The 12028-nt window shown below is 72.7% G+C and carries 7 protein-coding genes; 5 read left to right on the top strand and 2 right to left on the bottom strand.

All coding sequences use genetic code 11. The features are described from left to right. Positions 1-43: 43 nt before the first annotated feature. Positions 44-685 (top strand): helix-turn-helix domain-containing protein, encoded by a 642-nt coding sequence (locus tag ACIBSV_RS00940; protein ID WP_331770830.1) that lies wholly within the window; start codon positions 44-46, stop codon positions 683-685. Positions 686-776: 91 nt separating this feature from the next. Here ACIBSV_RS00940 and ACIBSV_RS00935 read toward each other — a convergent pair whose 3' ends face one another. Further along, positions 777-3083, bottom strand: a complete 2307-nt coding sequence (locus ACIBSV_RS00935) for a hypothetical protein (RefSeq protein ID WP_395858750.1) — start codon at positions 3081-3083, stop codon at positions 777-779. A gap of 75 nt (positions 3084-3158) precedes the next feature. Further along, on the bottom strand, positions 3159-4061 hold the full coding sequence (locus tag ACIBSV_RS00930) for an alpha/beta fold hydrolase (protein ID WP_395858749.1): 903 nt from the start codon (positions 4059-4061) through the stop codon (positions 3159-3161). Between the two features lie 119 nt (positions 4062-4180). On the opposite strand from ACIBSV_RS00930, the gene ACIBSV_RS00925 reads away from it, so the two are divergent. The 4 genes from ACIBSV_RS00925 (at position 4181) to ACIBSV_RS00910 (ending at position 11977) form a co-directional block, all read left to right on the top strand. Continuing rightward, positions 4181-5515, top strand: coding sequence for an ABC transporter substrate-binding protein (locus ACIBSV_RS00925; protein WP_395858748.1), 1335 nt, complete (start codon positions 4181-4183; stop codon positions 5513-5515). A 125-nt stretch (positions 5516-5640) separates the two neighbouring features. Then, a complete protein-coding gene (locus tag ACIBSV_RS00920; protein WP_395858747.1) occupies positions 5641-8082 on the top strand; it encodes an MFS transporter in 2442 nt (813 codons plus the stop codon). Beyond that, on the top strand, positions 8075-11020 hold the full coding sequence (locus tag ACIBSV_RS00915; protein ID WP_395858746.1) for an ATP-binding cassette domain-containing protein: 2946 nt from the start codon (positions 8075-8077) through the stop codon (positions 11018-11020). Before ACIBSV_RS00920 ends, ACIBSV_RS00915 begins: the two co-directional genes overlap by 8 nt. Positions 11021-11023: 3 nt before the next feature. After that, positions 11024-11977 (top strand): alpha/beta hydrolase, encoded by a 954-nt coding sequence (locus ACIBSV_RS00910; RefSeq protein ID WP_395858745.1) that lies wholly within the window; start codon positions 11024-11026, stop codon positions 11975-11977. The last annotated feature ends 51 nt before the right edge of the window (positions 11978-12028 follow it).

Here is a 12028-nt window from a genome sequence, read left to right as displayed (position 1 = left end):
AATATATTCCAGGTGGAATGCTTTCACGAGGGGAGCCGGACGGATGTCGGATCGCACGGGGGCACGGGGCCCGTACGCGCGCGGTGTCGCGCGGCGGCAGGAGATCGTGCACGCGGCGCTCGAGGTGTTCGCCACGCGCGGCTACGACGCGGTCTCGTTGCGCGAGATCGCCGCTCAGGTAGGTCTGTCGCACACCGGCCTGCGGCACCACTTCGCGTCGAAGGAGGAGTTGCTCACCGCCGTGCTGCGGTACAAGGACGAACTGACGCTGACCCCCGACGAGCCGGTGGACGTGTCCGGCATCGCGTGGGTGCGGGCCAGCCGGGACGTGGTCGCGCTCAACGCCCGACAGCCGTTGCTGATCCGGCTGTTCGCGACGCTGTCCGTGCAGGCCACCGATCCCGCGCATCCGGCGCACGCGTACTTCGTCGAGCGCTACCGGATCGCGCGCGAGATCGCCGCCGGGCACCTGGCCCGGGCGCGGGACGACGGTGACATCGCCGCCGACGTGGACGCCGAGCACTGCGCCGAGTTGATGCTGGCCGCGATGGACGGCCTCCAGGTGCAGTGGCTGCTGGAGCCGGACCGGGTGGACATGGTGGCCGCCTACGGCCAGTTCCTGGACCGCTTTCTGGCGGTGCTCGCCGTCCCGCTGCCGGAGGCGGGCGGGACGGCGAGGCAATGACCGGGCGGTGACCTCGTGCCGGGCGCCGGGATCCGGTGCCTCGGTGGCCGGCGGCCCCGCGCCGGCCCCGGGATCCGGTGCGCGTTCGCGGCTACGGGGCCGGTGGGTCCGCCCGGTGGATGGTGTGCCGTCCGGCGGGTCGGCGCCGACCGGCGTGCACGAACGGCACCGGGCTGTCCACCGTCAACAGGCTTGGCGTCACCACGACCTCGATCCGGCCCGCCGGGCACGGCACCGCGCCCGCGGCCCGGGTCAGGTAGCCGAGTTCGGGATCGATCCGGGCCACCGCGAACCCCGGTTCGGCCGGTTCCACGCCCAGGACGCGCGTCATCAGATCGCGCGTGGGCGTCGAGGACCAGCCGTGGCTGACCGTGCCGCCGTACCAGGTCTCGCTCCACGAGGTGTCGCTGCGCGCGAGCAGCGCGACCCAGTCCAGGCACAGGCCGGCGATCAGGTCGGCGCGGCCGGCCCGGGCCAGCGCGTCGTGCACCACGTAGCGGAAGAACGGCTGGGCGCGCACCACTTGACGTCCGGTGTCCCACCACGGCTTCGGCGGCCCGGCGCGCAGGTGCGCGCCGCCGACCTCGGTGTCCGAGCCGGGGTCGGCGGGGCCGTCCGGGGCGCTGAAGGCGGCGTGGACCAGGTCGTCCTCGGCGGTGAGCACCCGCACCAGCCGCTCGATCCGCTCGGCCGGCACCAGGCCGCCCACGATCGCCGCCGCCTGGCCGTGCTGGGACGCCATCGGACGGCGTTCGCCGTCCGCGATCGAGTCCGCGTAGCGCTCCCGCTCCGGGTCCCACAGCCGCTCGAAGCCCGCCACGAGCCGGGCGTGCGCGGCGCGTGCCCAGTCCGCCCGGCCCCGATCGCCGAGCCAGTCGGCCAGTTCGGCGAACTCCAGCAGGCCCCGGCCCCACAGACCGCACAGCGCCGCCGAGACGCCCTCGGTGTGCACCGCGGACCAGTCGATGATCACCCAGCCGAACACGTCGGTGGGCAGGCCGGTGTCGTCCAGGAACGGGACGAACCAGCGCAGCACGCGCTCGGCCACCGGCAGCAGTTCGGCGATCTCCTCCCGATCGCCCACGTAGCGGTACAGGTTCCACACCGAGTGCACCCAGTGCAGCGCCCAATCCGGGATCACCGTGAAGTCGGCCCACTCGGCGTCCCCGGCCACCGCCATCGGCAACATGCCGTCCGAGCGTGGGGAGGCGGCCAACCTCGGGTGCCAACGGGCCAACCGCCAGTCGGCGTTGGTGGTCAGGTCGACCAACTGGTGCACCACCGCGTCGCCGGTCCAGGCCCGCTGCTCGCGGGTGGGGCAGTCGACGTAGGCGTCCGCCGAGCACAGCGTCACCGTGCGTCGGCCGACCCGCCAGATTTGTTCCAGGCGAGGATCCGAGCAGGTGAACCACGCGCCGCCGGTGACCGGGTAGGTGCGTTCGCGGACGGCCACGCGGTGCACGGTGACGTCGTCCGGGGCCTCGACCAGGACGCCGCGCAGGCCGTAGGAGTCGAGCGATTCGAGCACGCGCCGGCCGCCGTCGGCGGTCACCGCCAGGCTCGCGTCGTGCTCGCCGGGCGCGGGTCGTCCGCTCGGGTCGAGGAACTCGGCGGTGTGCAGCACGACTTCGGCGCCGGTCGGGCCGTGGGCGTCGACGACCAGGGTGCCCGAGAGCACCTGCGCCGCGGTGTACCCGCCGCCGGCGCCCGGGGTCAGGATCGTCTCGCGCGGTTGCGGCCAGGTGATCGGCCGGCCGCCGAACGGGCCGCCCGGGTAGCTGGGCGGTTCGGGCCGGCCCGGTTCGCCGGTGGTCATCGCGCGTCGCAGCACGGCCGCCGGCCAGCCCGGATCGTGGTCCGGTAGCTGCCAGTCGGCGGGCAGCGCCCGGGCGTCCAGCAGTTCGCGGCCACGCCCGGAGACGGTGCCGCCTCCGGCGGTTGCGGTCCAGCCGTCCAGCAGGTGGGCCTGCCACCGCTCGTCGGTGACGAACCAGGTGTCCGGGCCCAGCCGGGCCTCCAGCACGAACGCGCCGTGCACCAGGTCGTTGGCGAACGGCGACGGCGGCAACCACCACGGGTTCGGCCCGTCGTAGACCCAGGCGAGCGCGGTCACCACGTTGGCCCCGGGCCGCAGCCGGCCGGCCAGATCGAGGTCGTCGTACGGCCGCACGCGCGGATTCGCGCGCACCGGCCCGCGGGCCACCTCGACGCCGTTCACGGACAGCGCGTATCCGGAGAGCGCGACCACTCGGGTGGGCACCCGCTCGGGGACGGCGTCGAGGTGGAGCTCGGCCCGCAACGCGACGGCGTGCCGGCCGGGCGGGCGGTCGTCCCGCGGCTCGGCCCAGATCCATCGGGCCCGCCACCGTCCGGGCGGAAAGTCGGTCTTGGCGATCACGCGATCGTTCCTTCGTATCGGGGAAGCGGGCGACTCGCGGCCGGGCGCGACTTCGCCCGGCCGGTGTTCGAGGCGCTACCGGGTCAGGTGCTCGTGAATCGCGTGCAGCCACGCCTGGGGTCGCTCCGTCTGCGGACTGTGTTTGGCTCCCGGGATCACCCGGAGCTCCGCTCCCGGGATGTCGGCGGCGAACCGGTCGGCCGCGCCCCGCAACCGCCGGTCGTGTTCGCCGACGACGACGGTGACCGGGCAGGACAGCTCGGCCAACCGGCCGACCAGGGACGGATACGCGCCGAGCGCCTCGGCGCAGCCGACGAAGGCGGCGCGGTCCATCCCGGTGAGCGCGCGGGTCTGTCGCTCGCGGCGGGCCAGGACGTCGGGGTCGGCGTCCGCCGGGGTGCGGGTGAACGGCTTCAGGACGGTCAGCAGCGGGGTCAGGCCGAACCGGCCGACCACCGCGTTCATGCCCTTGCCGAGCGCCCGCGACAGCGGCGTGCCGGTGGGTTCGGCGGCGGTGTCCATCAGGACCAGCGACCGCACCCGGTCCGGGTGGGCCAGCGTGTAGCGCAGCGCCAGGACGCCGCCCATCGAGTGGCCGAGCAGATCGATCGGCTCGGGCAGCAGGCGCTCGACGAAACCCGCCAGGTCGGCGGAGAGCAGGTCGAAGGTGTACGCGGATCGGTCGGCGAACTTGGTGCTGCCGCCGTGCCCGCGGTGGTCGTACGCCAGCACCCGCCGATCCCGGGCCAGGAGCGGCGCGACGCCGTCCCAGTCGGCCAGGCTGCCCGCGAATCCGTGCAGCAGGAGCAGGGGTGCCGTACCCGGTCGGGGGTCGGCCGGGGGCAGGTCGCAGTAGCGCAGATCCGCCCGCGAAAAGGGGGGACGAGAGGGGTCGAAGGTGTGCGATTCGGCCTCGCCGAGCGTACCGCCGGCGAGGAGTCGGGATGATGCCGTCCACGAAAGCCTTCCATCTGGCATGTATTCGATGTTAGCGTCCCGCCGTCGTGATGTGACACACAAATCCCCCCGGATTCGCCGGGGCCAGGGCCTCCCCGGCCGCCATTCCCACACTTCCTTCGAAGGACAGGTGAGCCGCTGTGTTGCTCCGAGGAGACCGACCCGCTCCGGCGCGACGTATCGCCGCAGGCGTCCTGCTCGTCGCTTTCGGCCTGACCGCGTCGGTCGGCTGCTCGGTCGAGAAGAAGTCGGACGACAAGAAGCCCACCGGGCCGGCCGCCGCCCCGAGCGGCCCCGCCAGGGGCGTCACCGACACCACCGTCAAGCTCGGCGTCGCGGCCACCGACCCCGCGCAACTCAAGGCCTTCGGCGTGCCGAGCGAGGGCCCGGCGAGCAAGGACATGTACGCCGCCTGGATCGCCGCGCAGAACAAGCGCGGCGGCGTCCAGGGCCGCACCATCGAACTCGCCTTCCGCCCGTTCCTGCCCACCGGCCCGGCCGAGGCGCAGGCCGCGTGCGTGGAACTGAGCGAGGACAAGAAGGTGTTCCTGGCCATCGGCATCCTCACCGGGGACACCCCGCTGTGCTTCACCGAGACGCACGGCACGCCCTACCTCGGCCAATGGGGCCAGTCCGCCGAACGCGACCGCCGCTCCAAGGCACCGTTCGTCGCGCTGGAGATGGCCGACGACCGCCAGCGGGCCGCCGCCGTCAAGGCGCTGCTCGACCAGAAGCTGCTCCAGGGCAAGAAGGTCGCGCTGTACTGGGAGGCCCAGGACGCGGCCGTCACCAAGAACACCGTCAAACCGCTCCTGGACGCGGCGGGCGTCGACGTGGTCACGCAGACCCCGCTCGACGACTACGGCACCGACCAGGCGGCCGGCGACCAGGCGTTGGACACCCTGGTCCAGAAGATGCGCTCCTCGGGCGCCGACACGATCCTCAACACTTCCAACTTCTCCAACCTGATGATCGCGCTGCAACGCGCGAACTGGCTGCCCGAGCAGGTGTACGCGACCTCGGCCCAGGCGCTCAGCCCGGCGGTGGTCAAGACCACCGGGATCAAGCCGACGACGATGCAGCGGGTGACGGTGGCCGCGCCGTACATCCCGACCAAGGCCGAACTGCTCGCCGACCCGGCGGTGACGGCGTGCGTGGACGAGTACAACGCGGGCGGCGTCGGGGAGCGCTTCGACGCGGCGGCGGCCGGTCGGGAGGCGCTGAGCGCGGTGGCCAACTCGTGCGCCGCCTTCCGGCTGTTCGTCCAGGCGGCCGACGCCGCCGGGCGGGACCTGACCGCGGCGTCCTGGCAGCGCGGCGCCGAGTCGCTGACCAAGCTCACGCTGCCCGGTATGCCGCTCGCCTCGCTCGCACCCGGCAAGCACAGCGCCGGCGACGCGGTGGGCGTGTACCGATGGGACCCGGCCCAGAACCAGATGCTCCCGGCCGGGCCGCCGATCTCCGCGACGAAGTGATCGCACGCGTCGCGACGAACCGAGCACGCGGACCGCGATGACGTGAAGGCGTGCTCCGCGACGAAGTGGCGGCACGCGCGGTGCCGGAGTGACGGCACACGAACCACGAGAAAGGCCGATCAGATATGGACGGCGGCACCGCCGCACCCCAGCGGGACGACACCGGAGGCGAGCCCGGCAACCTGGCGGATCTCGCCGGTGCGGTCCTGGACGAGACACCCCGGGCGGCCGGGCGCACGTCGTCCGGCCGACGCAGGCCGACGAACCGGCCCGAGAACCCCGCCGCCGACGCCGATACCGCCGTCCCCGGCGTCGGCGGCGGCCCCGACCCGGCCGACCGGAAACCGCCCGCCGAACCGTTGACCCTGCGTCAGGGGCTGCGCAGGGGTGGCACCTCCGTGTTCACCGTGCTGCTGATCCTGACCGCGCTCGACGAACTCGAAGGCGCCGCGCTCGCGGTGCTCGCCCCCGACATCCGGGACAGCCTGGGCGTGGGCAACGGCACGATCGTCTTCCTCGGCGTCGCCGCGGGCGCGTTCACCGTACTCGGCGCGGTACCGATGGGCTGGATCGCGGACCGCTTCCGGCGCGGTCCGGTGATCGGCATCTCCACGGCGTTCTTCGCCGCGATGGTGTTCCTCTCCGGCTTCGCGATGAACGCGTTCATGTTCTTTTGGACCCGGTTCGGCGCGGGCGTGGCCAAGTCCAACAGCGGCCCCGTGCAGGGGTCGTTGCTGGCCGACACCTACCCGATCGGAATCCGCGGCCGGCTGGGTGCCTCGATCGGTGTGGGCGGCCGACTCTGCGCGGTGCTCAGCCCGCTGGTGGTCGGCGGGATCGCCGCGGCGGTCGGCGGACCCGACGGCTGGCGCTGGGCGTACTACCTGCTCGGCCTGCCGGTGCTGATCTTCGCCGCGTTCGCCTTCTTCCTGCCCGAACCCCCGCGCGGGCAATGGGAGAAGGCCGACGTGCTCGGCGAGGTGATCGAGGACGAGAACCCGCCGCCGATCTCGATCGAGGCGGCGTTCGCCCGGCTCGGCCGGATCCGCACGCTCAAGACGGTGATCCTGGCCTTCGCCGCGATGGGCTTCGGCCTGTTCACCACGCCCGTGCTGGGCAACCTGTTCCTGGAACAGGAGTACGGCCTCGGCGCGTTCGAACGGGGCCTGGTCGGCACCGCCGGCGGGATCGGCGGACTGCTCGTGCTGCCGTTCATCGGCCGCTACTACGACCGCCGCTTCCGCGAGGACCCGGCGCAGGCGCTGCGCCTGATCGGGATGCTGATCGTGCCCTCGGCACTGTTCGCGCCGTTGCAGTACTTCTCGCCCAACCCGGTGCTCTACACCGTCTTCGGCGTGCCGCAGATCGTGCTCCTGTCCTGCGCGTTCGCGCTGATGGGTCCGCTGATGCAGACGATCGTCCCCTACCGGCTGCGCGGGCTGGGCACCGCGATGGCCTCCATCTACGTGTTCTTCATCGGCGCCACCGGCGGCGGCCTGGTCTCCGCGCCGCTGATCGACAGCTTCGGCCCGCGCACCGCGGTGCTGGTCACCCTGGTCCCGGCCACCGTCATCGGCGGCCTGCTGATCATCCGCGGCGCCGGCTACGTGCACGACGACCTCGCGCTGATCGTGGCCGAACTGCACGAGGAGCACGAGGAACACGAGCGCCGGCGGGCCCGGCCCGATCAGGTCCCGGTGCTCCAGCTCAACCACGTGGACTTCTCCTACGGCCAGGTGCAGGTCCTGTTCGACGTCGGCCTCGAGGTGCGGCGCGGCGAGGTGCTGGCGCTGCTCGGCACCAACGGCGCGGGCAAGTCCACCATCCTGCGGCTGATCGCGGGCCTGGCCACTCCCGAGCGCGGAGTGATCCGACTGGACGGACGCACCGTCACCTTCGTCGCCCCCGAGCAGCGGATCCGGCTCGGCATCGTGTCGTTGGCCGGCGGCGCGGGCGTGTTCCCCGGGATGAGTGTGCGGGAGAACCTGGAGATGGGCGCGTACATCCACCGCGCCGATCCCGAACAGGTGCGGGCCAGGATCGAGCGTTCGCTCGCGCTGTTCCCGCAGTTGGTCGAACGGGCGGGCGAGCCGGCGTCGGCGCTGTCGGGCGGGCAGCAGCAGATGCTCGCGCTGGCGATGGCGCTGCTGCACGACCCCGAGGTGTTGTTGATCGACGAACTCTCGCTGGGCCTCGCGCCGGCGATGGTGGCCGAGCTGCTCGCGGTGATCGAGCGGCTCAGGGCCGAGGGGCTGGCGATGATCGTGGTGGAGCAGTCGCTGAACGTGGCGATGTCGATCGCGGATCGGGCGATCTTCCTGGAGAAGGGCCGGATCCGGTTCGAGGGGGCGGCGGCCGACCTGGCCGAACGCGACTTCGTGCGAGCGGTGTTCCTGGGCGGTGACGCGGAGGCGGGCGCCGCGGACGGGACCGCGGGTTCCTTCGACGCGGCACGGTCCGTCGGCTCGGCCGGGCCGGCCGGGCCGATCGGCTCCGTCGGCTCCGTCGGCTCTGTCGGCTCTGCCGGCTCTGCCGGCTCTGCCGGAAAGGGTGCCGACCATGGCTGATCTGATGACTCGCCAGATCGCTTTCGACGGCCTGGTCAACGGCCTCGCGATCGGCCTGATCGCACTCGGCATCGTGTTGGTGTACCGCTCCGGTCGGGTGATCAACTTCGCGGTCGGCAACCTGGGCGTGATCGGTGCGGCGCTGCTGCCGCTCGCGGTGATCAACTACGGTGTGCCGTTCTGGGCCGCGTTGACCGGCTCGCTCCTGGTCGGCACCCTGGCCGGGACGATCGTCGAACTCGCGGTAATTCGAAGGTTGTTCGACTCGGCTCGGGTGACCGTACTGATCGCCACCATCGGTGTCGCCCAGGCGTGTGTGGCGGCGGTGCGCGCGCTGCCCGACGTGGACGGCGCGGTCCGCGCGAGCTACCCGGTGGCGATCGACGCGCAATGGCAGCTCGCCGGCGTCCGGGTGACCGGCGCGCAGGTGTGCGTCCTGGTCGTGGTTCCCGTTGTGGCCGGCGCGCTGACCTGGTTCCTCGGCCGCACCACCCAGGGACGCGCGGTCACCGCCGCCGCCGAGAACCCGAATCTTGCCCGCACGGTCGGGATCAGCCCCAAGGTCGTGTCCACCGTGGTCTGGACGCTCGCCGGCCTGCTCTCCACGCTCGCGATGATCCTGATCGCCGGCCAGTCCGGCCGGGTCTCGGCCACCGCCGACCTGGGCCCCAACACCATGGTCCGGGCGATGGCCGCCGCGGTGATCGCGGGACTGACCTCGTTCCGCTGGTCGATGCTCGCCGGCGTGCTGATCGGCGTGCTCCAGGCGGCCATTCGATTCAACTTCGTCGAACAGACCGGCCTGGTGGACTTCCTGCTGCTGTGCGCGGTGGTCGTCGCGGTCTGGGTGCGGGCCCGACGCGACGCCCGCACCGACAGCCGGGGCGACGTGCGCACCTTCGCCACCGGGCCGCGCCCGGCACCGATCCCGGAACGGCTGCGCGGCGTGTGGTGGATCCGGCACCTGAACCGACTCGCCCTGGTCGTCCCTCTCCTGGTCGCCGTGCTACTGCCGCTCGTGGTCACCCAGGCATCCCGGCATCTGCTCTACGGCACGATCCTGGCCTTCGCGATCTGCGCCTGCTCGCTCACCGTGCTCACCGGCTGGGCCGGCCAACTCTCACTCGGCCAGATGGCGTTCGCCGGGCTGGGCGCGTTGACCACCGCCGCGCTCACCCGAGGCGTGTCGATCGATATCGGCGGGGATCGTACGGTCGCCTTCCAGGCGTTGCCGTTCGCGCTCTCCGCGCTGCTCGCCGCCCTGGTCACGGCCGCGCTGGCGGCGGTCGTCGGCGCCGGCGCGCTGCGGGTGGACGGCATGCTCCTGGCGGTCAGCACCTTCGCGCTCGGCGTCGCCGCGGCAGGCTACCTCTACCGGCGGCCGTTCCTCAGCGACGGCAACGCGTCCTCGGTGCCGCTGCCCCGAGGTGACCTGCTCGGTCTGGACCTCGCCGACGAACGCACCTACTACTACGTGTTGTTGGTCGTGCTGATGGTGGTCCTGGCGCTGATCGCCCGGCTGCGCGCGCACGGTACCGGGCGGCGCACCATCGCCGTTCGGGACAACCCGGAGGCCGCCGCAGCGTGTACCGTCCCGCCGCTGCGTACCAAGGTCACCGCGTTCGCGCTGTCCGGGGCGATCGCCGGGCTCGGTGGATCGCTGCTCGCGGGCTGTGTGCAGAGCGTGCCGCTGACCGAACGCTTCTTCCAGGTGTCGGATTCGCTGACCCTGGTGGCCATCGTGGTGATCGGCGGCCTCGGCTCCACGGTCGGCCCGGTGATCGGCGCGGTGTGGGTGATCGGCCTGCCCGCGTTCTTCCCCGGCAACTCGCTGGTGCCGATCTTCGCCTCCAGCATCGGACTGCTGGTGCTGCTGCTGTACTTCCCGGGAGGACTGACCCAGATCGCGAACGCGGCGCGCGCGGCCCTGCTGCGCTGGGCCGAGGGCAGACTGCCGGCCGAGAGCACGCCGTCGACGCCCGCGCCGAAACCGGAACACGCCCTGCGAGTTCGGGAGCGCCGCGAGGCGGTCCCCTCCGACGCGCCGGTCCTGGCCACGCGCGACGTGTCGGTGCGCTACGGAGGCAACACCGCGGTCGACGCCGTGTCGATCCAGCTTCGCCCCGGCGAGATCCTCGGCCTGATCGGCACCAACGGCGCGGGCAAATCGACCCTGCTCAACGCGATCGGCGGCTTCGCGCCGGCCACCGGTACGGTCGAACTCCTCGGCCGGGACGTCTCGCGCCTGGCCCCCGCCCGGCGAGCCGCACTCGGCCTCGGCCGGACCTTCCAGGCCGCCCGCCTGTTTCCCGAACTCACCGTCCGGGAAACGGTGTTGGTCGCCCTGGAGGCGCGCCGCCGCTCGGGCCTGGTGTCCACCGCGCTCCTGCTGCCCGCCGCCACGCGCGCCGAACGACACCGCCGGGCGGAGGCCGTGGACCTGATCGACCTGGTCGGCCTGGGCCGCTACGCGGACACCCCGGTCGCGCGCCTGTCCACCGGCACCCGGCGGATCGTGGAACTGGCCAACCTGATCGCCCTGGACGCGCGCGTGTTGTGCCTGGACGAGCCGACCGCCGGCGTCGCACAGCGCGAGACCGAGGCCCTGGGTCCGCTGCTGCTGCGCCTTCGCCAGGAACTGGACGCCGCGATGATCGTGATCGAGCACGACATGCCGTTCATGATGTCGATCAGCGACCGGCTGTACTGCCTGGGCGCCGGGCGCGTGATCAGTGAGGGCACGCCCGAGCAGGTGCGCTCCGACCCGGCCGTGATCGCCGGCTATCTCGGCACCGACGTGCGCGCGATCGACCGATCGGGAGCGGCGACCGCCGATGCCGGGCCGACCGCCGGTACGACCCGCGCCGACACCCCCGTCCTGGCAGCATCCGCCGCCACCCCGCCGCACCCCGTGCCCGACCCCGCGATGGAGAGCTGACCCATGCCCCTGGACCCGCCGATTCAGCGCATCATCGACCTGCTCGCCGCCCACCGCGACACGAACGAGCCGCCCGGGACCCTGGACGAGCGGCGCAAGCTCGCCAACGCGACCATGCGACTCGCCTTCACCGGACGGCCCGACGACGTCACCGCCACCGACCACCAGGTGCCGGTCGCCGACGGCGAGATCACCGTGCGCATCCTGCGTCCGGCCGGACTGCCCGCCGCGGCACCGGTGTTCTACTTCATCCACGGCGGCGGCTGGTTCCAGGGCGACCTGGACACCGCCGAGGTGGAACTGGGGCCGATCACCTCGCTGGTGCCGTGCGCGGTCGCCCTGGTCGACTATCGGCTCGCGCCCGAACACCCCTACCCGGTGCCGCTGGAGGACTGCGTCGCGGGCTACACGTGGCTGCACGCCAACCACGCGGAGCTCGGGCTCGACCCCGAGCGGATCGCCGTCGGCGGGTGCAGCGCGGGCGGCAACCTGGCCGCCGCACTGTGCCTGATCGTTCGCGACCGCGAACTGCCGATGCCGTGCGCCCAGTTGCTTGACGTACCGTGCCTGGACCTGACCCGGATGGACACCGACACCGACCCGGAGGCGATCCTCGACTTCGGCGGACTGACCCCCGAGGCTTGCAACGAGTTCTTCGGCCTCTACCTGGCCGGCGTCACCGACCCGCGTGATCCGCGGGTCTCGCCGATGTACGAGGCCGACCTGAGCGGCCTGCCGCCGGCCGTGATCACGGTCGCCGAATACGACCCGGTCCGCGACCAGGGCGAGCGCTACCTGACCCGACTGCACGAAGCGGGCGTGCCCGGCGCGGCCTTCCGCGTGCTGGCCCACCTGCACGGCGGCTGGGTCATTCCCGGCACCGTCACCCACGCCCTCGTCGGCGACCTCCGCGCCGCCTCCGTGCGCAGAGCCCTGACCGGGACGCTCGCCCCCTGACCCACCCCTGAGACGGTCGTTTCGAACGCAGTCCGGCCTTGCCGAGGTTCG

It is taken from the genome of Embleya sp. NPDC050154, from assembly GCF_044460165.1.
Classification (GTDB): Bacteria; Actinomycetota; Actinomycetes; order Streptomycetales; family Streptomycetaceae; genus Embleya.
This window is presented reverse-complemented; position numbering and strand designations above follow the sequence as displayed.